We start from the raw sequence: 21,958 nt of genomic DNA on the forward strand, positions 1-21,958 counted from the left end.
CCATGACTGAACTTTCACCCCCTTCCATCACAGCCGTCCGCGATCTGCGCGAAGCGACATGTGGCCCCATCGGTGCACCTCAGGTCACCACAGACCTGAGCGAGAACGTCATCCTCACGAGCCTCGATGATCTGCACAACTGGGCCCGACTGAGCAGTCTTTGGCCTTTGCTCTATGGCACAGCATGTTGCTTCATTGAATTCGCAGCCCTGATCGGGTCTCGCTTTGACTTTGATCGTTTCGGTTTGGTGCCCAGAAGCTCACCGCGACAAGCTGATCTTCTGATCGTCGCAGGCACTGTCACCATGAAAATGGCGCCTGCGCTGGTTCGGCTCTACGAGCAGATGCCGGAGCCGAAATATGTGATTGCCATGGGGGCATGCACGATCACCGGCGGCATGTTCAGTGCCGATTCCACAACAGCTGTCCGGGGAGTCGACAAGTTGATTCCGGTTGATCTCTATCTGCCGGGATGTCCCCCCAGGCCCGAATCGATCTTCGATGCCGTGATCAAGCTCCGTAAGAAAGTGGGCAACGATTCCATCGCTGAGCGTCATCAGCATCAGCAGACCCACCGCTACATCACTCTGTCCCATCAGATGAAACGGGTGGAACCCGCTGTGACTGGCCAGTATCTGCGCGCCGACACCCAACGTGAAGCCCTCGCTGCAGCTCCTGGGCAGGCATTGGTGACGGATGCGGCCGTTCTTACCCCTGCTGCTGAACCCGTTGAGTCATGACCGAAACACCGGCTACCCCGCCAGCACCTGAGAATGACTCTTCGGCAGTTGTGGCCTCTGAGCCTGGCAAGGTCAGTCAGTGGTTAGCCGAGCAGGGCTTCGAGCACGCTGTCCTCGATCCCGATCACGTTGGAGTTGAACAGATCGGAGTTGACGCGCCGATGCTTCCGATCCTTGCTGCGGCCCTGAAGGCCCATGGCTTTGATTACCTGCAGGTGCAGGGGGGGTACGACGAGGGACCCGGCAAAAAGCTTGTCTGCTTCTACCACTTTCTGGCCATGGCCGAACAAGTGGAGGCCATGGCGCATTCCCCAGACGTTCAACCCCGAGAAGTTCGCCTCAAGGTGTTTCTCGATCGCGAAGGGACGCCGACCCTGCCTTCGATTTATGGATTATTCCGCGGTGCCGATTGGCAAGAACGTGAAACCTTCGACATGTACGGCATCCAGTTTGAGGGGCACCCCCATCCGAAGCGGCTACTGATGCCGGAGGACTGGAAGGGATGGCCCTTGCGGAAGGACTACGTACAGCCTGACTTTTACGAAATGCAGGACGCTTACTGATCGCGCCCTGTGGCTTCACGACGATGCTTCCGGTAAAAACGCATCACAGCTAAAGCCAGGCTGCGTGGATCATGCCGCAGGGTGGCCGTTGGACGGGCGCCCTGCAATGGCGCCTGCATGACGTCGTATCCATCCTGGCGAAGACTGTCCAGGTTGCAGATCACCGGATCAGCTCCACGGGACCGGTAATGCTCCACCAAAGGGGATGATCCGAGATCATCCTGTGCCAGAACAGCCGTGAACAAACGCCGGCTGATGCCGATGCTGGCGAGCTGTGCCTCGATTGCCCGTAGATGGCCGCTGACATCCAGTCCATCCGTCTCTCCGGGCTGGGTCATCAGATTGCAGATGTAGAGCCTCGGGGCGCGACTGGCCTGAATGGCGGACACCAGCTCTGGAACCAGAAGGTTGGGAAGCAGGGAGGTGTACAAACTGCCAGGCCCCAGCAGGATCAGATCGGCATTGGCGATGGCTTCGAGGGCCCGGGGCAGGGCTGGCGGACGTTCCGGCAGACAGCCAAGGCGCACGATCGGGCTGGGGGCCTTGCCGATGTTGCTTTCACCCTCGATGCGATCCCCGTTTTCCAGCTCCGCCCATAGGCGCACATCCACGTTGGTGGCCGGAACCACCTGGCCTTGCACCGCAAGCACCCGACTGGACGCGGTGATGGCCGTCTCCAGGTTGCCGGTGATGGCCGTCAGTGCTGAGAGGAAGAGGTTGCCGAAACTGTGCCCTTCAAGGCCGCTGCCGGCGGAGAAGCGGTATTGAAACAGGCGCGTCAGCAGGGGCTCCTCGGTGGAGAGGGCGGCAAGGCAGTTGCGGATGTCTCCCGGTGGCAGAACGCCCAGCTCTCTGCGTAGAACACCGCTGCTACCGCCGTCATCCGCAACGGTGACGACCGCTGTGATGTGACTGCTGTAGCGCTTCAGTCCGCTAAGCAGTGTCGACAGCCCGGTGCCGCCGCCGATCGCAACGATGTTGGGCCCACGGTTGAGACGGCTCTTGGCTCGCAGCGCATCCACCAGGATCGTGTCTTTGTCGGGAACGAGGGCGCGCTGAATCGACCCGAAGCTTCTGCTTTGTCCCCAGAGCAGAAGACCGATCCCCAACAGCACTACCAGTGGCCCTGTGATCTCGCGCGGCAGCACAGCGGTGATGAAGCTGAGAAACCAGCTGAGGGTTTCCAGGATCCAGTAAATCGGCTTCAAATCGGCCCAGACGGCCGCTCCCAGCAGGGCCATGAGCAGCCCCAGGCCTGAGGTGAGCACCCAGCGCTTCACCACGAGACCGGGCTGCAGCCAGCGCATGGCGCGGCGGGAGCGCGTCAGCAGATCGCGTCGCCGCTGATCTCTCAGCACCTTGGCTTGTCGTTTTCTGCTCTGCGTGGGCACAGGCGCCAAGAAGCGTGAAAGCAGGGCGTCACCTGAACTGTACGGAGGCTGTCGACACCAGCCAGGATGTGGCCCAAACGACGCGTCCCCCCGTGACCGAGAACCAACCGGTGGTCGAGATGCGCGACCTCACCATGCAGTGGGGCTCAAGACGAATTTTGGACGCTGTCAATCTCGACATGCAGCCCGGCGAACGATTGGCAGTGGTGGGCCCGTCCGGTGCGGGAAAGTCCACGGTGCTGAGACTGTTGGCTGGGTTGCAGATGCCCACCGAGGGAGAACTGAGATTGTTCGGAAAGCCGCAGAGCTATCTGCGCCTGGACCAGGACAATCCTCCTGATGTGCGCCTGGTGTTCCAGAACCCCGCCCTGCTGGCGTCGCTCACGGTCGGGGAGAACGTTGGTTTCCTGCTTCGCAAGAAGGGGGGATTGACCGAAAAGGACATCAGTGAACGGGTGGAGGCCTGCCTGCAGGAAGTGGGACTGTTTGATGTGGCTGATCTGTATCCCGGGGAGCTGAGTGGCGGAATGCAGAAGCGGGTGAGTTTTGCCCGGGCCCTGATCGACGATCCGCAGCGCAGTGATCAGACCATGCCCCTGTTGCTCTACGACGAGCCCACGGCTGGTCTCGATCCGGTGGCGTCCACCAGGATTGAAGACCTGATCGTGAAAACCACCACGGTTGCCAAGGGTTGCTCCGTGGTGGTGAGCCACGTGCGCAGCACGATCGAGCGATCGGCCCAGCGGGTGGTGATGGTGTACGGAGGCCAGTTTCAGTGGCAGGGATCGGTGGATGAGTTCCGCAGTTCAGACAACCCATTCGTTGAACAGTTCAGGACCGGTAGCCTTCGCGGACCCATGCAGCCTGCGCACTGATTGCCGATGAGACGCAGTGTTCGTGACGCCATCGTTGGTTTCTCCGTGATCGGAGCGATTGTTGGTTTTGCGGCGACGGTGGCTTGGATGCGCGGCATCCGGATCGGGGCGAGCGAGTGGAGGGTCACAGCCCAGTTTTCAGATGCCTCAGGACTGGCGGAGCGATCACCGGTCACCTATCGCGGCATCCTGGTCGGTTCGGTGAAGGCGATCCGTGTCACGCCCGGCGCGGTGGTGGCGGATCTCGAGATCAGTCAGGGCGATCTCAAGCTGCCGATGCCTGTGACCGCCACCGTTGCCCCGGGGTCACTGCTGGGGGGTGACGCTCAGGTCTCTTTGGTCAGCAAAGGAGTGGCTCTGCCGAAGGATGCTCCGATGCCCCGATCCGGAGAGTGCGATTCAGCAAAACAGCTCTGTGACGGCGGCACGATTCGTGGATTGCAGGCCCCCAGCATCGCCACCGTCACCAGAACGCTGCAGCAGCTTCTTTCTGAAGCAGAAAAGGCGAGGTTGGTGCCGGCTTTGGCTCAATCCACCCGCCAGTTTGAAAACACAGCGAAGGACGCTTCCCAGTTCCTGGAGAATGCCGAACTCACGACAAAGGAGATCGATGTACTGGTGAAGCAATTGCAGGCTGAAATCGCCAAGGCTGAGCCGATGATTTCCAACCTCAATGCCGCCACGGCAAATGCTATGAAAGCATCGGCCCATGTGAACAACATCGTGGCGTCTTTGGATAATCCGGCCACCTTGAACGAATTACGTCAGACCGCATACAACGCCAGCCAGCTCACCGCAAAGATTGATGCGGTTGGCGGCGATGTTGAGAAGCTCACCTCTGATCCGGAATTTATGAAGGGTTTGCGCAACGTCACCATCGGGTTAGGAGAATTGTTCTCTGAGATTTATCCAGCAGAAACGAATTAAGCACGATAAATACACGGCTTAGTGCCTATATCGTGCTGATGGCATCCATCGCCACCGCTGCAATGGCCTGATCGCTGGCTTTGGGCAGTTGGACATATTTCCCTCCCGCGGCTTCAGCCAGGTCTTTGCCCATGCCACTGCCGATGAATTTCCGCTCCGTGTCGATCACCAGCAATTTGATGCCGAGCATGCGGTAGCGCGCTGCCACATCCAGAACCTCCTGTTTGAGGTCGGGTTTGTCCTCGCCCTCCAGCTCCGGTTGCCCCAGAGAGGTGCTCAGTGGAACGTTGCCGCGCCCATCGGTGATCGCCACGACAACCACCTGGCTGAGATCGCCGGTGGCCAGAGCATTGGCGCCGACGCGGGCCGCCTGGGTCAGGCCATGGGCCAGCGGTGAGCCACCACCACAGGGCATCGACTCCAGTCGCCGGCGGGCGGCGGTGATGGAGCGTGTGGGCGGCAGCAGCACCTCGGCCTGATCGCCACGGAATGGGATCAGGGCCACCTCATCGCGGTTTTCGTAGGCCTCAGTGAGAAGACGGATCACGGCACCTTTGGCGCTCTGCATGCGGTTCAGGGCCATCGATCCGCTGGCATCCACCAGAAACACCACCAGAGCCCCGGCCTTGCGCTGCAGCAACTTGGCGCGCAGGTCGCCTTCCTCAACGATCACGGTTCGTTCCGGCTGCCGTTCGCGGCGCACCTTCTGATACGGGGCGGCGGCTCGAAGCGTTGCGTCCACGGCAATGCGCCGGACGGGCCCGCGGGGCAACATCGGTTTCACGTACCGACCGCGGCTGTCACTCATCACCATCGAACGGCTGCCGCTGCTGCCGCTTTTGCTCTTCGCGGCATTGAACAGCAGCAGATCGGGATCGATGGCCACCGCCTCGGGGTCGAGCATGAATTCCTCCGGGATTGAAGGGGGTGCCTGATCCTCTGGAGTGTCGTCCTCGTCTTCGTTGTCGGGTTCGTCGTCGTCCTCGTTGCTGTCCTCCGGGGGTTCCTGCTCCTCATCCGGCGGCGTTTCTCCTTCTGGTGGCGGCGGCGGCTCCTGCTCCTGCGGCGGGGGTGGCTCCATCTGCTGATCCGGTGGCGGCAGCTGGGAAGCGCGCGGAGCAATCACCAGCGCCACCGCAACCTGGAGGTCGTCGGCTTCGACTCGATCGCGGCCGCTCAGAGCGGCATGGGCGCGAGCGACCCGTACGGCGTAGAGCTCCGAACGGTGACCTTCCACACCGCCACGGATCGCTTCGTTGACGAGATATTGAATCTGCTCGTGGCTGATCTGAACATCCGGCAGCCATTGGCGCGCGAGCAGCAGCTGGGTGGCCAGGGCATCGGTCTCCTCCGCCCAGGTCTCCGCGAAGGAGCGGCTGCACTGGCCATGGTTCAACACCGCATTGGTGATCTCCACGCGCTGTTCGGTCGTGACCAGTTGATTGGCCGAAAGGGCGATGGCAAAGCGATCCAGCAAGTGATCGCGCACATTGCCCTCCTCGGGGTTGTACGTCGCAATCAGCAGCGGGCGACAGGGGTGGCTGAGGCTGAGCCCCTCCCGTTCCACCCGGTTTTCGCCGCTGCCCACAGCCGCCAGCATCAGGTTCACGATGCCGTCGTCGAGCAGGTTGAGTTCATCGACGTAGAGCACGCCGCGGTGGGCATCGGCCAGCAGGCCCGGTTGGAACACGGCACTGCCGCTGGAGAGTGAGGCGGCCACATCAACAGCACCGATTAAGCGATCTTCCGTGATGCCGAGGGGGATCTGAACGAAAGGCGCTGGGATCACCTTGGAGGGGGCATCACCGCTGATCTGCCCACGTGTGGTGGGATCCCATTCCTCGGGATTCTGTGGATCGAGATTGCGTCCCACGCCGCTGATCGCATCGAGAATGTCGATCGGTGGCAGCAGGGCATGGAGGCCGCGAGCGAGCACGGATTTGCCGGTTCCGCGTCCACCTGCAATGACCACGCCGCCTAAGCCTGGATCGACGGCCGCCAGAAGCAGGGCCAGTTTCAACGTGCCGTGGCCGGTGATCGCAGCCAGCGGGAAAGCACGGATGGCCCGGTCGTCCTTTGCCGCTACACCGCTTGCCACCATGGACGCGTCGAGTTCCTTTGTGCCGGCCAGTCTCGCCGATGCCCTTTTCAGACGATGCAGCCTTGGAGGCACCGTTGGCGGTGGCCCTGGGGGCGAATCAGCCCAGTGCGATTGGTGGGCCGCGGCAGACGCTCGCGGCGGTGCGTCCCCTTTTGGAAGAGCAACTCAAGGCCTGGGCTGATCAGCCATTGCAGTTTTATTGGTCAGCTCTGCTGACCACCGATCCGGTGGGGCCTGTGGAGCAACCCTGTTACCTCAATGGTGTGTTGCTGGTGAGGAAGATCGCAGCGGAACCGTCAGAAACTTCGGCTTTACAGCTTCTGGATCGGCTGCATGGGCTGGAGCGTCGGTTCGGCCGTGATCGTGAGCGGGAACAGCGCTGGGGACCACGAACCCTTGATCTCGACCTGTTGTTCTGGGGGGAATTGCGGCTGGACACTCCTCGGGTGGTGCTGCCCCATCCCCGTCTGCACCTGAGAACGTTCGTTCTGGAGCCCTTGCTGCAGGTGATGCAGTCACATCACAAAGTCTCTGGCCATGGAGAGTGACTCACCCAACCCTTTCACTTTGGCAATCAGATCATCGTCCTTGTAAATCAAGGCGTCTCCCTTCCTGGATGTGATCTCGATCTCTCTCAATCCTTCGCTTACCTGGATCAGATCATCATTGGGATCGAAATCAGCGATCACGTCATAACCAGTTCCTCCTTTGACGATGAAGAGATCGCTTCCGCTATCTCCCCAGAGACGATCCTTTCCTTTGCCTCCGATCAGCTCATCATCACCTTGTCCACCCTTGAGTTGATCTTTTCCATCTCCTCCATGGAGGACATCGTTACCCCTCAAACCTGAAATCTTGTCATGGCCCTTCAACCCGGTCAGCTCATCATCGCCTTGTGTGCCTGAAAGGATGTCGCGACGCTTTGTCCCGGATTGCCTGCTCCCGCGTTCTTTCTCATTGAAGATTGTGTTGGAGACAAAGAGAGAGGCCCCTTCTGAATCTTCAATTGTGTAAGAGAATTCAATCAATGTTGAGGATTCACGATCGGGAGTGAACAACCAGGTGTCGTTGTCTTTCTGTTCGAGTGAACCTCCAGAAGTCTGCAGGCCACTGATACTCAACTGATCGCCATCGGGGTCGCTGTAGCCCTTGAGAAGATCACGGGACCGAATCAGAATGGCGGAACTTTCACTTGTTCTGGCTTTGAAATTGCTGTTTGACTGTTTGAACGATGCTGTACCACCGCTCTTTAATGGAGCATTGTTGAATGAAAGGATCTCGACAGATTGAGTAGCGGCTGTGATTCCTCCGTTACCATCTGAGACGTCGTAACTCAGTTTTGCTGTACCAGTGAAATCGTTTTTGGGAGTCAATGACCAGGTTTTGTCATTGATATTTTTGACTGTCCCATTATTTGCCTTGAGATCATTGATAAAAAGAGAATGTCCATCTAAATCTGTATAACCTTTCAGTAGGTCCGAGGATTTGACGAATATTGTTTTGTTGACTTTTCCATCGTCCAGATCAGCTGCTGAGCCAGTGAGTTTTGGGAGGTTGTTAAGGACCTTGAATGATTGGTTGGCTTTGGAAGTTCGTCCGTATGGGTCCATGACGTCATAGCTTAGTGTAATTACACCTGTGAAATTCTCCTCGGGCGTTAATGTCCACGATGTGTTGTTGATCGCCTCGATCTTGCCGTTATTTGCTTTAAGCCTGCTAATAGATAGAAGGTCTTTGTCGGCATCGGTAAAGCCAGCCAAAAAATCAGATGACTTGAGCTCTACGACCTGATTGACTGTTGTGGAGTCCAGCTCTGCTCGCTCGCCTGTCAGAGAGGGAGCGTCATTAACATTCTTGAGGCTAAAACTGTTGGATGCTGCAATCGAGTTGCTGTTGCCGTCGTTGATTCGATAGTTAATGTCAACCGTTCCGAAATAATCGCTGTTCGGATTAAAGGTCCAAGAGCCATCGCTGTTTTCTGAAACCTTTCCATTGCTTGCCTCCATCTCTACGACGGTAAGGTTGTCTCCATCTGCATCAGAAAAACCTTCTAAAAGGTCAGCTTTCCTCAACGTGTAACTTGCGTCTTCTCTGCCTGTTTTCAGGATTGCTTTCTCGCCGGTAAGGGCTGGTTTGTTATTGGATTGAACGACTTTAAATAATTTTGAGGCGTTAATCTCTCCGCCTTTGCCGTCATAAACTAAGTAGTTAAGTGTGATTATTCCGGTCTGGTTTTTTTCTGGTGTGTATGTCCAGCTGGTTCCTGTTTGAGAGAGGACTCCCTTGTCTTCGTTGGCTACTAGGTCGCTCACGGAGAGAGTGTCTCCGTCTATGTCTGTAAATCCCTGAAGTAATTGGGCTGATGTGAATGTTAATGACGAATCGTTTATTATTTCGGGAAATGTGAATTGAGTGCCAGTCTTTTTAGGTGCATCATTGACAGGTTTGATTTCAAATATGTTGGAACCGTTTGTCCAGCCATTGTCGTCTTTGACGACGTATGTGAGTGTTACCGTTCCGTTGTAATTGTTTTCTGGGGTGAACTTAAAGCCCTTATTGGAGGGATCCGATGTGATGACGCCTCTGTCTGCGGAGAGGCTTTCAATGCTCAGTGTTCCTGACCCTTCGTAGTTTGTCAGCAGGTCTGCTTCGTAGAGAAAGATTGGCTGATCTTCAAGTGTTGCGGCGAGTTCTAGCGGTTGCGTTGGTTGTGTTTTGCCTTTGAGTAGAGGAGCCATTGCGTTGATTCTTCGATACGCATATTGTTTCTTTTGTGGTGATCTCTTGAACCCCCCATTTGGGTGATGTCTGTCTGAGCATTGGCCGAGGACTCTCAGGCGTTATTCAGATTCTTCCGATAAACAATCTGGCTTGTGTCTTTGGTGTGATGGATGGTTTCTGCCAAGTGATCAGCGGAACCAAGCGGATTACAGCCATGCTGTTAGACCTTTTGCCTGTTCCTCATGGCGCCGCTGCCGACTCCAGAGCCCTACGCGTTACTGGATGCCGTCGATGCGCTTGATGCGGGCAAGATTCGCTTTGAGCGCAATCGGATCAAGTTGCCGATGGGCGTTGAAGGCACCTTCGGCATCATTCGCCATCCCGGGGCTTCGTTAGCGGTTCCGATCACCAACGACGGCCAGGTGGTGGTGCTGCGCCAATACCGTTTTGCCGTGCAGGCGCGGTTGCTCGAATTCCCCGCCGGCACCCTGGAGGAGGGTGAGGACCCGCTGGATTCGATGAAGCGCGAGCTCGGTGAGGAAGCCGGCTACAGCGCTGAGCGGTGGGACGCCCTGGGCCCGATGCTGCCTTGCCCCGGCTACTCCGATGAGGTGATCCACTGCTTCCTGGCGCGCGAACTTACCCCCCTGGAGAACCCGCCGGCGGGAGACGACGATGAAGATCTCGAGGTGTTGCTGATGAGCCCAGCCGCCCTTGATGCGGCTTTGGCCTCGGGCGATGAATGGCTGGATGGCAAGAGCATCACCGCCTGGTACCGCGCCAAACAATTGCTGGGTCTGGCATGACGACGCCCCGGGTTCTGTTCTGGCACCGCCGTGATCTGCGTCTGGCAGACAACCTTGGTCTTGCCGCTGCGTCTGAGATCAGTCCTGCGCTGACCGGTGTTTACGTGCTGGACCCTCAGGTGATCACACCGCCTGAGCATCTGCCGCCGATGGCACCGGCTCGTTTGTGGTTTCTGATCGAAAGTCTGATCGAGCTGCAGCAGCGCTGGCGTGAGGCCGGCAGTCGTTTGCTGATCCTTGAGGGGGATCCTGCGGCGGTGTTGCCGCAGCTGGCAGAGCGGCTTGGCGCCGAAGCAGTGCTGTGGAACCGCGATGTCGAGCCCTATGCCCGGGAGAGGGATCGCCAGGTCGCCAAGCGTCTGCAAGCCGACGGACGTCGGGTTGTTGTCGATTGGGACCAGCTTTTGATTGCACCGGAGCTGCTCAAGACCGGTGGTGGCGATCCCTATCGGGTGTATGGCCCTTTCCTGCGCAACTGGCGCGGCCAGGTGCAGGCCAGGCAACCCATCTGTACGGATGCTCCGTCCGGTCTGCTGGATTTGGATCCAGAGCATGTTCCTACGGGGGATCCCCTGGCTGCGCTGCGCGAGTCCCATGGTTTTGAGGGCGCCGATCTCTGTCCCTGTCGTCCCGGTGAGACGGCAGCGGTCCAACAACTGCAGACGTTCTCTGATGGTGCTCTGTCCAGTTATGAGCCCGATCGCAATTTCCCTGGCGTCGTAGGGACGTCGTATCTGAGTGCGGCTTTAAGTGTTGGCACCTTGAGCCCTCGCCAGGCCTGGGTGGCCGCCCAAGAGGCCCGTGAACAATCCCGCAGTGATGAGCAGCTGGCCGCGATTGGCGTTTGGGAGCAGGAACTGGGCTGGCGAGAGTTTTATCAGCAGGCGCTGTTTCATTTTCCGGAGCTGGCGGACGGCCCCTACCGCGAGCAGTGGCGCCGCTTCCCCTGGGAGAACAACGAAGAGTGGTTTGCCTCCTGGAAAGAGGGGCTGACCGGCATGCCGATCATTGATGCCGCTATGCGTCAACTGAATCAGAGCGGTTGGATGCACAACCGTTGCCGAATGATCGTGGCGTCGTTTCTGGTGAAGGATCTGATCTGCGACTGGCGCTGGGGAGAGCGCGCCTTCATGGAACTGGAGGTGGACGGGGACCTGGCGGCCAACAACGGCGGCTGGCAATGGAGTGCCAGCAGTGGCATGGATCCCAAGCCCCTGCGGATTTTCAACCCAGCGACCCAGGCTTCAAAATTCGATGCCGAAGGCGATTACATCCGGCACTGGGTGCCGGAGTTGAAGCATGTGAACACGAAGGATCTGCTCAGCGGCGACATCGCTGGCCTGGAACGACGCGGTTATCCCGAGCCCTTGATCAACCACAAACTTCAGCAGGCGCATTTCAAAGCGCTCTACGCCACCATCCGCAGTTGATTAACATTCTTGCTCGCAAAGCATCAGGCTCTGCGTGATGACCATCGGCGCTGGTGATTTGATTTCAACGTGTTGATTCAAGGCTCGATTTTGTTTGTTGTGAGGTTCATGTATTGAATCAAGTGATTGATTGGCGTTATCCCACTCAAGCTGCCAGGAAATGGATGGCTTCTGAAGACAGTTCGGGTTTGTTCTCCAGAACGGCAAATATCCCACCGCGTCCAAATCCAGGGTTCTCGCCGTTTTGGTTGTAAATCAGCCGTCCTAGAGGTTCAAAATAAATGACATCAATGTCTTTCGTAATCAGCTTCTTAAGTTGTTTCTTCCTGGAGGCAGTAGCGAATGTTGGATCTGAATCAAGCCCGTTCAGTCGCCTCGCTCCAAGCAAGAGCCTGTCACCTTCATTAATGTCAAAGTCTTTGATTGTGTCAGCACCTCGCCTGCCAAATCGATCGTTGTGGATGAACAAGAATTGATCAGCTCCTCCTTTCCCGATCAGAATGTCTGCTCCTTTCCCTGCCAAAAGAGAATCATCGTCCTGCGTTCCTCTGATCTTGTCGGCTTGTTTGCCCTTTGATTGGATGATGTTGGTCGTTTCCGAGTTCAATGCTTCCAGCGCTTGGATGGGTTGATTGTGCTTGCCAGCTGATGGATGCGGAGGGTTTGGCTTTTCACTTCCGTTGCCTCGCGTCAGAGGATGATCAGTCCCTCCAGTAATCTCTTCTTCAGATATTGGAGCCGGAGAATTTTTGATCGGTGCAATGTTGAATCGGTTGTTGGCATTGACGGATCCTCCGTTGCCATCCGCAACTGAGTAAGTGAGGCCGATGATGCCGTTGAATGTTTTGGCTGGCTTCAGTGTCCATGATCCATTGTCATTCTTGGAGAGCGAGCCATTGGAAGCGGAGAGATTTGTGATGAAGAGTTGGTCTCCGTCGGGATCGTAATATCCCTGGAGGAGATCTTTTTCTGTAATTGTGTATGCCGAATTCTCCTTTCCTGCTGAAAGAGATGCTTGCTTCCACGCGAGTACTGGGATGTCGTTGATTGGTGTAATCCTGAAGGATTGATTAGATGCAATCGAGCCTCCAAGGCCATCATCAATGGAGTAGTTCAGGTCAACTTGGCCGTTGAAATTGCTGGTGGGCGCGAATGTCCAGGATTGATCGCCATTGTTTGATAGTGCGCCATTGGATGCTGAGAATTCTGAGATGAAAAGACTGTCTCCGTTGGGGTCTGAGTATCCCTGCAGTAAATCAGTTGCTCTAATAATGTAATTCAGGTCTTCACGTCCTTCAGAGAGAGTTGCTTTCTTTCCAGTCAGTGCAGGTGCTGCATTGGTTGCAACATTGTCGTCTTCCATGCCCCAGATTCGTTGCAGGGCATCAAGATCTGCATCTGTGAAGGAAGCGTCCCAGCCATCGGGACTGATGTTGTAAGACATGACGGAATCGTCCGTCGTCCATTGACTGTTGAATGGATCTTCATTGGGGTGGGATAAACCCAGCGCGTGACCGATCTCGTGGATGATCGTATTGGCATCAAAGCTGTCGTTGGAGCCAGAGGCATTTCCCCTCAGAGAATCTTGTGTGATGTCCTTCCAAAGGACATTCCAGCTGGAATCAAGATTCACGACTTGTCCAACAGTGTCGCTAGTCCATGCGTTCCAACCGTCAACGGAGATGATTGTCAGATCTGATTCATCCAGGTTTGATGTTGCTTGAAAATCAAGGTCGATCAGGGGGTCAAGTCGCAGAAAAAGATTATTGATGAACTGAGTTGCGTCGTCTTGATGTTCGAGTGTCTTTAGTTCACTTCCGAGGTATTGAATATTGATCGATTGATCGTATATATAATAATTAAGTGTTTCGCGCCCGCTTAAATATGCCTTTGTGATGTCTCCAAAAGCGTGGCTGATGAGTAGAGAGGGATCGATTGATCCTGTTTGATTGTTTCTGCTGAAATCATTCGGTGAATCCGCAAGCCATTGCTGGTTGCTTTCGGATTGATTTTTGCATGTTGGGCATGCGCAGGTTTTAACGTGGATATGGTTGGCTCCTGCAATCTGTTCTTGATCAAGAACAGACTCACTGAATCGATGAACCTGCATCAAAGAAGATGACGGCTTCTCTGAGGAAGGCATTGAATTGTTTGAATCTTGCCCTTAGTCTTTGTGATATGGCTTGTTGTTTCCCCTTCGTATGGCTGATGGTTGTCTAGGTTTTATCCTTCAAGTCCATGAACGTTTCTCACGGGGATTTCATGCTTTTCTCATGGTGCTTCTGTCTGAGGATGAGCGAGCAGAAAGCGTGTTCGATATTGCTTGAATATATGCGTGAACAGTTCGCTTGAGCAGTTGAGAATCACAAGCTTCCAGTATTCATATTTTTGACGACGATCGCAGTGATCAGTCGCAGTGGTTAATCGCGGTGATCAGTGAGTGATTGATTCAACCTGATTGATCGTTCATTGATGATGCTGGGATCAGCATGTCTTGAACAAATGCATACACCGTTTGGTTGGGGTTTTCCTTCCCAACATTCAATCTTCGATGTGTCAGAACGGGCAGGGCGAAGCTTCTCTTAAGCAACCATTGGAGCCGGGGCTGCCGGGACGCTGCCGTTTAACAACTGCTGAAGCACGGAGACCACCTGCTGCTGGGCGAGCTCACTTAGTTCAGGGAAGATCGGCAAGCTCAGTACCTGGGTGCACAGCCGCTCTGTCGTTGGCATGGATCCCGACTGAAGGTTCAGATGGTCGTAGGCGGGTTGCCGGTGAATTGGGATCGGGTAGTAGATGATCGTGCTGACGCCATTGTCTTGCAGACTTTGTTTCAGCCAGTCGCGGCTTGTGCTCTCAGGCAGTCCATGACGGCTGCTGATCGCTGAAGGGCTCGATTCCGGTTGGCCAAGAGAGTCGCTCGGCGCGCAGCAGTTGACTCGTACCACGAACTGGTTCCAGCTGTGGCCGTCTTCATCTGAGGGCAGGGTGATGCCAGGCAGATCAGCAAGGAGTTCGAGATAACGCTCGGCAAGTGCCCTGCGTTTGTCGATCCAATCGCTGAGCAGCGGCAATTTGACATTGAGAACTGCAGCCTGGATGGCGTCGAGGCGACTGTTGTAACCGAGTGCCGTATGCAGATATCTCTGAGGCATGCCATGCACGGCTAATTCGCGCATGGTCTGTGCCACGTCGTCGTTGTTGGTGGTGACTGCCCCTGCATCCCCGGCAGCACCGAGATTTTTGGTGGGAAAAAAGCTGAAACATCCCACATCACCAAAACTGCCCACGGCCTGGTCCTGCCATGTGGCTCCTGTTGCCTGGGCACAGTCTTCGATCACCCGGAGGCCATGGGCGGAGGCCATGGCCATGACCCGGGTCATATCGACTGGTCGACCAAACAGATGGACAGGAATTAAAGCCTTGGTGGCTGGGGTGATCGCCGCCTCGATTTGATCGAGATTGATCAAATACGTGTCGGGATTCGCATCGACGAAAACCGGTTCAGCTCCAACGGAACTGATCGCTTCAGCTGTCGCAAAGAAACTGAAGGCACAAGTGATCACCTGATCCCCTGGACCAACACCGAGTGCACGCAGAGCAAGGATCAGGGCATCGGTGCCGCTGTTACAGCCCACGGCATGACGGGTACCAACGTTGTCGGCAAAGGCCTGTTCAAAAAGTTGGATCTGGGCTCCACCGATGTATTGACCGCTGCGCAGCACTTCCAGCACTGCCTGCTCGAGGTCTGAGCCCAGATCGTTGATCTGCTGGCTGAGGCTGAAAGGAGGCACTTGCATGAACGCCACCTTAAGCCGATCCATTCGGTGTCGGTCAGCCGAACCAGCTCGGTTCCTGGCCGGGATGCCATTTCACATTGCATCCAACGGAAGCGATTTGCTGAGGATTCACCGGTTGATCATTCAGAACGGCGTTGATGGCTTGGCGCAGGTCAGCGCCATTCAAGGGTTGGTCGTTGCCGGGTCGGCTGCCGTCGAGCTGGCCGCGGTAACGAAGGCTGTGTTGATGGCTTTCTGTTTGGGCGAACAGATAAAACTCCGGTGTGCAGGCGGCTTGAAGAGCTTTGGCCAGCGTCTGTTCCTGATCCATCAGGTAAGGGAAGCGCCAGCCGTGTCGTGTGGCCTGATCCGCCAGTTGATCGGCGCCATCCTGGGGGTGCGTGATCAGGCTGTTGCTGCTGATGCCCACCATTTGAATGGTCTCTCCAAAGTCCTGTTCCAGGCGCGTGAGTTCCGGTTCGATGTGCTTGACAAACGGGCAGTGTGAGCAGATCACCATCAGCAGAATCGGCCGTTCATCCAGATCGTTGCTGGCGAGCTCACTGCTCTTTGCTGTGGGCAGGGAGAAGGCGGGCAGACCCGTCTCCAGAGGAAGCATCGTGGAAGGGGTCAGCGCCATGGTTCCGATGCAGGAACAGAAAGTCCCTATCAGGATGGCGGTCTGGGGAAGCAATCGAGATGACCATGCCAAGGCCAGGGGAGTCACCGTCAGCCTGGGCGTCGATGGCACTGCTTGTTCTTGCCGGTTGCTCCACCAACACGCCCAGTTCAGCCCCCTGGAGCGTCTTCCCTTTGCCGCGCAGTTCTCCGCACGATGGCCTGGCGGTGGTGAGCCAGCCGGATGGCTACGGCCTGCACATTTTTCTGGAGACAGACACCAGTGATTCCAAGCTGTGCAAGCCGCGCTGGATTCCAGACCCAGCACGGCTCTTCAATGGCCGCGGGACAGCACCGTTCAGCTCAGGTCTGGCATCGCGTCAGGAATTCTTCGAGGCAATGCGGCGAAAGGATGTTCTGGACGCTGTGAAGCAGGAGCTTGAGCTGCTTTGCACGGCCCGGGCACCGCAGGCACGTTGGCAATGGGTCGATCCACCCCGTTCTGAGGCAGAGGTGTCACCTGTTCAGCTGCCGGCTCTGGAGGAGCCTGAACTTCTCACCAACCCAAACGAGGAACTGAAACGGCAGAAGGCCTTGCTGGGGGACGACACCGACACAGATGGTCGGGCCAGACTCTGAATTCAGAAAGCCGACCAGACAACCGGTTCCGCCTCGCGCCAGTAGCGGCTGAAACGACCCAGCCGGGGAGGCCTTGGCAGGTTGACGAATGGTTCTCCGTCGAGGATCCAGAGGGGCAGCTCCCGATCGATGGAGGCGGCGATGCGATTCAGGCGAGGGTCCACCGCTCCACTGGTGACAACGCCATCAGCACCGTGGCGATGGGCAAACGCCACAACTTCCTTCACCACATCGCCTTTGCGGATGGTGACGGGAAGTTCAAGACAACATTCGTACAGGAAGCCAAGCCGCTTGCGGCTGATCCGCTGATGTGCGATCCAGGTTTGATCGAACACAAACAGCGCCGGCGTCTGGGGCCAGTCCTCGAGAGCGGGATTGGCAGGGCCGAGGGCTTCCTCATGCACCCACACAATCGGATGGCTGAGATTCATCGCTGGCTTCCCTTTTTGTGGTGGCCCTGCGCCTTGTCGCTGCGATGTCCGGAACGTCGCGTTGGAACACCACGCACGCTTGGTTGCACGGCAAACAGTTGGCTCTCCAGGTGCGCATAGCTGCCCTCAAATGGGCAGTGTTCAGAGCTGGGGCAGCTGTTGCAGAAACGGCCGTTGCTGTAGCGCTCGAGGTTGTCCCTGTTGAAGAAGTAAGGCTTGTGGCTGAAGGTGCTGGCAACCCATTGCCAGCTGAGGTGGTTGCTGGCGGGGTCACCATCCAGCAGATGCTCGAGGAACCAATCGGCTCCCGCTTTCCAGTGCACCTTGCGCCAATGCACCAGCCAGGCCGCCATCCACATGCGGGCGTGGTTGTGCAACCAGCCGTTGGTCACCAGTTCGTGCTGGAAGCCGTCCATGCAGGCCAGTCCGGTTCGCCCTTCACGAACGTCATCGGGAAGCTCTTGGGCGTAGCTGATGGCGTCATGGCCGGTCTTGATCGCTTCCTGGTCGTCCTCGATGCGATCCCCCAGCTCATGCCACATCCGCTGCCAGAAATCGCGCCAGCCCAGCTCGTTGATCAGTTTGCCGCCCTCCTCACGGCTGCGAATCCGTTGAAACATCGCGTCGCGCACCTCAGCCAGCGTCAGCACGCCGTGGCGGATGTAAGGGGATAGCCCTGTGACAGCTCCATTGAGGTGGTTGCGGCTTTTGGCGTAGCGCTTCGCATCCACGCGCTTGAGTGCTTTGTCTGCAGCTTGACGTCCACCCTGAATCGGGCTGATGCGCCCCTGAGCTTCAGGGAACTCGTGTGCCAGCAGCTGATCGAGGTCGTTTCGTGAAGCGAACTGCCGTGGCAGATCGCCGCTGATTGAGGTTGATGGAGCGGTGGTCACCGGCTTTTGGCAGCAACGGTTGGGAGATCTTGGCGAGTGATGGGGGAGAATCGCGCGATTCCAACCCGTTCCGGTCCGCCTGATGCTGCTTGATCTCACCGGCAAGAAGATCCTCGTCACCGGCATCGCCAACAACCGCTCGATCGCATGGGGCATCGCTCAGCAACTCAAAGCCGCTGGTGCCGAGCTCGGCATTACCTATCTCCCGGATGAGAAGGGACGCTTCGAGGCCAAGGTGCGTGAGCTCACTGCACCCCTCGAACCCAGCCTGTTTCTGCCCCTGAATGTTCAGGATGCCGAGCAAATGGCCGGTGTCTTCGCTGAAATTAAAGAGAAGTGGGGCGTTCTCGATGGCCTGGTGCATTGCCTTGCTTTCGCGGGCAAGGAGGAACTGATCGGTGATTACAGCGCCACCACCTCTGAGGGTTTTGCCCGAGCTCTCGAGATCAGCGCCTACTCGCTGGCACCCCTCTGTGCCCATGCCAAACCCCTGTTCAGCGAGAAAGCCGGGGTGGTCACGCTTACTTACCTCGGCGCTGAACGCGCTATCCCCAACTACAACGTGATGGGTGTGGCCAAGGCCGCTCTGGAAGCGTCCGTTCGCTATCTCTCCGCCGAGCTCGGCCCTGACAAGCAGGTGCGCGTTAATGCCATCAGTGCCGGCCCGATCCGTACCCTGGCCAGCTCCGCGATCGGCGGCATTCTCGACATGATCCACAACGTGGAGGAGAAGGCACCCCTGCGGCGCACCGTCACTCAGATGGAAGTGGGTGGTACCGCGGCCTTCCTGCTCAGCGATCTGGCCAGCGGCATCTCCGGTCAAACGATCTATGTGGACGCCGGTTACTGCATTAACGGCATGTGATTCAGTCTCGAGGCCCCAGGGACGTTCTGAGGCTGACCTGGTGGATGATCCGGCATGAGCAGCGTTCTCTGCTGATTGCCACCGCCGTTTGCCTGGTCACTCTTCCTGTTCACGACACCATCGCGGCGGTGCTGTTGCCGGAAGACCTGCTCCAGGTTCTGGGATTTCTGCTCGCCTTCTTCCTCGGTTTCCGCTTCAGCCAGGCCTACAACCGCTGGTGGGAAGCCCGGGTGCTCTGGGGTGCGCTGGTGAATGAAAGCCGGAACTGGCGGGATCTGCTCACCACCGTGCTGCCGCGTCGATCGTCATTCGCGATCCGGCAGCGGCTGCTGCAGTTGGAGGTGTTGCTCGTCTGGTGTGTGAACGCCAGCTTGCGAACACGAGATGGACAGATCGGCTCCCTGCCTTCAGCGGTTCAGGGGCTAGCCGAATCCCTGCGCATTCAAGATCCATCAGTGCAGCTGGTGCTGCAGGTCATGGCCCGCCATCAAAGAGAGCTGGTCGAGCAACAACAGCTGAACAGCATCGAGCGTGCTGATCTGATCCACGTGCAGCAGGAGCTGACCCGTGCCATCGGTGGTCTTGAGCGCATTCGCAGTCAGCCTCTGCCGGCGTCGTCGACCTTCTGCATCAGAGCCCTGACCTGGGTTTATGGCTACCTCGTGTTCCTCAAGATGGATGCGCTGGGTCTGCTCAGCGCTGCCGTTGTGGGTTGGCTGGCATTCCTGACCTTGCTGATGGCCGAGCGGATCGGCATGTTTCTGGAAAACCCGTTCCGCGATCCAAGGTTTGCCCTGCCCCTTGATCGGATCTGTCAGCTGATCACAGCCAATCTGCTTGGCGATGATCATCCACTGGCACAGCATCAGAGGAACCATCCCGGTCCGGTGGTGACCTGAGGCCCGAAGCGCTTGGCGGCACCTCCCCGTTTCGCGATGATTAGTGCATTAAGTGGTGTCATCGGAGTCACGGACATGCGCAGTGGAACCGTGCATCGGGTCACCGGTGAAACCAATGTGAAGGTGCGCCTCGATCTCGATGGCAGCGGGAGCTGCCAGGCCTCAACCGGAGTGCCGTTTCTCGATCACATGCTGCATCAGATCAGCAGTCACGGTCTGCTGGATCTGGAGATTCAGGCTGTTGGTGATACCCATATCGATGACCATCACACAAATGAGGATGTGGGCATTGCCGTTGGTCAGGCCCTGGCTCAGGCCCTGGGAGACCGTCGCGGCATTCATCGTTTCGGCCATTTCGTCGCGCCTTTGGATGAGGCCCTGGTGCAGGTGGCGCTCGATTGCTCCGGTCGACCGCATCTCAGCTACAGCCTGGAGATCCCATCCCAGAAGATCGGCACGTATGACACCGAGCTCGTGAAGGAGTTCTTCGTGGCCGTGGTGAACAACAGCGGCATGACCCTGCACATCCGTCAGCTGGATGGTGTGAATTCCCATCACATCGTGGAGGCCTGCTTCAAGGCTTTCTCGAGAGCTCTGAGGATGGCCACGGAGATTGATCCCAGGCGCTCCGGAGCGATTCCGAGCAGTAAAGGCGTGCTCGAGCAGGCCGGAGCGAACTGATTTAGGCGTCCGGGACACGCTTCACAGTCCGTTACGAGAGGATGGGACAACGTTGATTGCTCCTCCGTGACCGTCACTCCTGTTCGCGCCTACAACCGCAGCGACTGGGCCAGTGCCTTCGTCAACGTGGATCAGGAACTGACGGAGGTGCCTCTGTCAGCGGTTCGTGGAACGGTGCCAACCGAGCTCAATGGCACCTTTTATCGCAACGGGCCAGGGCGTCTGGAGCGTAATGGCCATCGTGTTCACCACCCCTTCGATGGGGACGGGATGATTGCGGCCATGCGTTTTGAGAACGGCAGCGTGACGCTGAGTAACCGTTTTGTGCGAACTGAAGGCTGGCTTGCGGAAGAGAAAGCCGGCAAGGTCCTCTACCGCGGTGTGTTTGGCAGTCAGAAGCCCGGCGGTCGACTGGCCAATGCCTTCGACCTGCGCTTGAAGAACATCGCCAACACCAATGTGGTGCGTCTTGGTGATCAGCTTCTGGCGCTCTGGGAGGCCGCTGAACCCCATGCGCTCGATCCGATCAGCCTGGAAACCCATGGTCTGTCCCGGCTTGATGGAGTCTTGAAAAAAGGTGAGGCCTTCAGTGCCCATCCCCGCTTCGATCCTGGCCATCACGGCAGTCCGCGCATGGTGACCTTCGGCGTCAAGACAGGGCCACGCAGCACGATTCGTCTGATGGAGTTCGCCACCGAGGGGCCGGAGGCCGGTCGTCTGTTGCATGACCGTTCCGACAGCTTCCCCGGCTTTGCCTTCCTGCACGACTTCGCCATCACCCCCAACTGGGCTGTATTCCTCCAGAACGCCATCTCTTTCAACCCGATTCCCTTCGTGACTGGTGAAAAAGGGGCTGCTCAATGCTTGGCTTCGCAGCCTGGCGGCAAGGGACGTTTCTGGTTGATTCCGCGAGATTGCGGACGTTTTGCAGGGCAGAAGCCCCGCATCCTTGAAGCCCCCGATGGCTTTGTCTTCCATCACCTCAATGCCTTTGAGGATGGCGATCACGTTGTCGTTGAGAGCATCGTTTACGACGACTTCCCGTCGATCGGCCCGGATGAGGATTTCGTTGAGGTGGACTTTGACAAGGTCCCCGAGGGCATCCTGCATCGCTGCCGTCTGGATCTCAGCCGCGAGACCGTGAAAAGCGAGCGCATCAGTGAGCGCACCTGCGAGTTCGCCATGGTGAATCCACAGCGACAGGGTCTCAGTTCTCGCTACGCCTGGATGGCGGTGGCGGAACGGGACACCGGTAATGATCCACTGCAGGCCATTCAGAAGCTGGATTTGAGTAGTGGTGAGACCCAGACCTGGAGTGCGGCTCCCCGCGGATTTGTCAGTGAACCTCTGATGGTGCGGCGGCCCGGTGCTGATTCAGAGGACGATGGCTGGGTGCTGGATTTGATTTGGAACGGTTCCCGTGATGCATCAGATCTGGTGATTCTCAATGCGAGGGATCTCTCTGAGGTGGCTGTGCTCGAGCTGCCTCTGGCGGTTCCCCATGGCCTTCACGGCAGCTGGTCAGATCTGTGAACATCTCAACGCTGTTCTGACATCCCTGAGTCGCGAATTCACAGCTCCCTGGAGCTACAGCTGAAA

The 21,958-nt window shown here is 57.4% G+C and carries 20 protein-coding genes; 12 read left to right on the forward strand and 8 right to left on the reverse strand.

Annotated elements, in window-relative coordinates; genetic code table 11:
• Positions 1 to 2: 2 nt before the first annotated feature.
• Together nuoB and SYN9616_RS0112840 are read left to right on the forward strand one after the other, a co-directional pair.
• Positions 3 to 740, forward strand: coding sequence for an NADH-quinone oxidoreductase subunit NuoB (gene nuoB, locus SYN9616_RS0112835; protein WP_028953448.1), 738 nt, complete (start codon positions 3 to 5; stop codon positions 738 to 740).
• A complete protein-coding gene (locus SYN9616_RS0112840; protein WP_028953449.1) occupies positions 737 to 1,303 on the forward strand; it encodes an NAD(P)H-quinone oxidoreductase subunit J in 567 nt (188 codons plus the stop codon). Before nuoB ends, SYN9616_RS0112840 begins: the two co-directional genes overlap by 4 nt.
• On the opposite strand, the gene yvcK is transcribed toward SYN9616_RS0112840, so the two are convergent.
• Entirely contained in the window at positions 1,297 to 2,610 is a 1,314-nt protein-coding gene (gene yvcK / locus SYN9616_RS0112845) for a gluconeogenesis factor YvcK family protein (RefSeq protein ID WP_232200753.1), read from the reverse strand. The two genes, SYN9616_RS0112840 and yvcK, sit on opposite strands and share 7 nt — an antisense overlap.
• A 203-nt stretch (positions 2,611 to 2,813) precedes the next feature.
• Between yvcK and SYN9616_RS0112850 the strand changes: the two genes are divergently transcribed.
• Positions 2,814 to 3,569 (forward strand): ABC transporter ATP-binding protein, encoded by a 756-nt coding sequence (locus tag SYN9616_RS0112850; protein ID WP_084218410.1) that lies wholly within the window; start codon positions 2,814 to 2,816, stop codon positions 3,567 to 3,569.
• 6 nt (positions 3,570 to 3,575) lie between these two features.
• Positions 3,576 to 4,496: an MlaD family protein gene (locus SYN9616_RS0112855; RefSeq protein WP_028953452.1), complete on the forward strand. Its 921-nt coding sequence runs from the start codon at positions 3,576 to 3,578 to the stop codon at positions 4,494 to 4,496.
• A 25-nt stretch (positions 4,497 to 4,521) separates the two neighbouring features.
• Here SYN9616_RS0112855 and SYN9616_RS0112860 read toward each other — a convergent pair whose 3' ends face one another.
• A complete protein-coding gene (locus tag SYN9616_RS0112860; RefSeq protein ID WP_028953453.1) occupies positions 4,522 to 6,597 on the reverse strand; it encodes a putative cobaltochelatase in 2,076 nt (691 codons plus the stop codon).
• A gap of 38 nt (positions 6,598 to 6,635) precedes the next feature.
• Between SYN9616_RS0112860 and folK the strand changes: the two genes are divergently transcribed.
• The gene (gene folK, locus SYN9616_RS0112865) at positions 6,636 to 7,145 is read left to right on the forward strand and encodes a 2-amino-4-hydroxy-6-hydroxymethyldihydropteridine diphosphokinase (RefSeq protein ID WP_028953454.1); all 510 of its coding nucleotides are present in this window, start codon (positions 6,636 to 6,638) and stop codon (positions 7,143 to 7,145) included.
• On the opposite strand, the gene SYN9616_RS0112870 is transcribed toward folK, so the two are convergent.
• Positions 7,113 to 9,335, reverse strand: a complete 2,223-nt coding sequence (locus SYN9616_RS0112870; RefSeq protein WP_028953455.1) for a cadherin-like domain-containing protein — start codon at positions 9,333 to 9,335, stop codon at positions 7,113 to 7,115. The genes folK and SYN9616_RS0112870 overlap by 33 nt on opposite strands.
• Positions 9,336 to 9,560: 225 nt before the next feature.
• Between SYN9616_RS0112870 and SYN9616_RS0112875 the strand changes: the two genes are divergently transcribed.
• Positions 9,561 to 10,124, forward strand: a complete 564-nt coding sequence (locus SYN9616_RS0112875; protein ID WP_028953456.1) for an NUDIX hydrolase — start codon at positions 9,561 to 9,563, stop codon at positions 10,122 to 10,124.
• A complete protein-coding gene (locus SYN9616_RS0112880; RefSeq protein WP_028953457.1) occupies positions 10,121 to 11,554 on the forward strand; it encodes an FAD-binding domain-containing protein in 1,434 nt (477 codons plus the stop codon). Before SYN9616_RS0112875 ends, SYN9616_RS0112880 begins: the two co-directional genes overlap by 4 nt.
• A 145-nt stretch (positions 11,555 to 11,699) precedes the next feature.
• Here the strand turns inward: SYN9616_RS0112880 and SYN9616_RS0112885 are convergent, their stop codons facing one another.
• From SYN9616_RS0112885 to SYN9616_RS0112895, 3 genes are all read right to left on the reverse strand, one after another.
• Positions 11,700 to 13,697, reverse strand: coding sequence for a cadherin-like domain-containing protein (locus tag SYN9616_RS0112885; protein WP_084218358.1), 1,998 nt, complete (start codon positions 13,695 to 13,697; stop codon positions 11,700 to 11,702).
• A gap of 439 nt (positions 13,698 to 14,136) precedes the next feature.
• Positions 14,137 to 15,354, reverse strand: a complete 1,218-nt coding sequence (locus tag SYN9616_RS0112890; protein WP_028953459.1) for a DegT/DnrJ/EryC1/StrS aminotransferase family protein — start codon at positions 15,352 to 15,354, stop codon at positions 14,137 to 14,139.
• A 34-nt stretch (positions 15,355 to 15,388) separates the two neighbouring features.
• The gene (locus SYN9616_RS0112895) at positions 15,389 to 15,973 is read right to left on the reverse strand and encodes a thioredoxin family protein (protein ID WP_028953460.1); all 585 of its coding nucleotides are present in this window, start codon (positions 15,971 to 15,973) and stop codon (positions 15,389 to 15,391) included.
• A gap of 65 nt (positions 15,974 to 16,038) precedes the next feature.
• On the opposite strand from SYN9616_RS0112895, the gene SYN9616_RS0112900 reads away from it, so the two are divergent.
• Complete coding sequence (locus SYN9616_RS0112900) at positions 16,039 to 16,590, forward strand: hypothetical protein (protein ID WP_028953461.1); 552 nt, start codon at positions 16,039 to 16,041, stop codon at positions 16,588 to 16,590.
• Between the two features lie 2 nt (positions 16,591 to 16,592).
• Here the strand turns inward: SYN9616_RS0112900 and SYN9616_RS0112905 are convergent, their stop codons facing one another.
• Together SYN9616_RS0112905 and SYN9616_RS0112910 are read right to left on the reverse strand one after the other, a co-directional pair.
• Positions 16,593 to 17,021, reverse strand: a complete 429-nt coding sequence (locus SYN9616_RS0112905; protein ID WP_028953462.1) for a DNA polymerase — start codon at positions 17,019 to 17,021, stop codon at positions 16,593 to 16,595.
• Positions 17,018 to 17,914, reverse strand: a complete 897-nt coding sequence (locus SYN9616_RS0112910; protein WP_028953463.1) for an FAD-binding domain-containing protein — start codon at positions 17,912 to 17,914, stop codon at positions 17,018 to 17,020. The genes SYN9616_RS0112905 and SYN9616_RS0112910 overlap by 4 nt, the downstream gene beginning before the upstream one ends.
• Before the next feature lie 82 nt (positions 17,915 to 17,996).
• On the opposite strand from SYN9616_RS0112910, the gene fabI reads away from it, so the two are divergent.
• The 4 genes from fabI (at position 17,997) to SYN9616_RS0112930 (ending at position 21,892) form a co-directional block, all read left to right on the forward strand.
• On the forward strand, positions 17,997 to 18,779 hold the full coding sequence (gene fabI / locus SYN9616_RS0112915) for an enoyl-ACP reductase FabI (RefSeq protein WP_028953464.1): 783 nt from the start codon (positions 17,997 to 17,999) through the stop codon (positions 18,777 to 18,779).
• A 44-nt stretch (positions 18,780 to 18,823) separates the two neighbouring features.
• Positions 18,824 to 19,678 (forward strand): bestrophin family ion channel, encoded by an 855-nt coding sequence (locus tag SYN9616_RS0112920; protein ID WP_232200445.1) that lies wholly within the window; start codon positions 18,824 to 18,826, stop codon positions 19,676 to 19,678.
• Positions 19,679 to 19,753: 75 nt separating this feature from the next.
• Positions 19,754 to 20,359 (forward strand): imidazoleglycerol-phosphate dehydratase HisB, encoded by a 606-nt coding sequence (gene hisB, locus SYN9616_RS0112925; protein WP_028953466.1) that lies wholly within the window; start codon positions 19,754 to 19,756, stop codon positions 20,357 to 20,359.
• Positions 20,360 to 20,425: 66 nt separating this feature from the next.
• The gene (locus SYN9616_RS0112930) at positions 20,426 to 21,892 is read left to right on the forward strand and encodes a carotenoid oxygenase family protein (RefSeq protein ID WP_028953467.1); all 1,467 of its coding nucleotides are present in this window, start codon (positions 20,426 to 20,428) and stop codon (positions 21,890 to 21,892) included.
• Positions 21,893 to 21,958 lie beyond the last annotated feature (66 nt).

This window comes from Synechococcus sp. CC9616 (assembly GCF_000515235.1).
In the GTDB taxonomy this organism is placed as follows: Bacteria; Cyanobacteriota; Cyanobacteriia; order PCC-6307; family Cyanobiaceae; genus Parasynechococcus.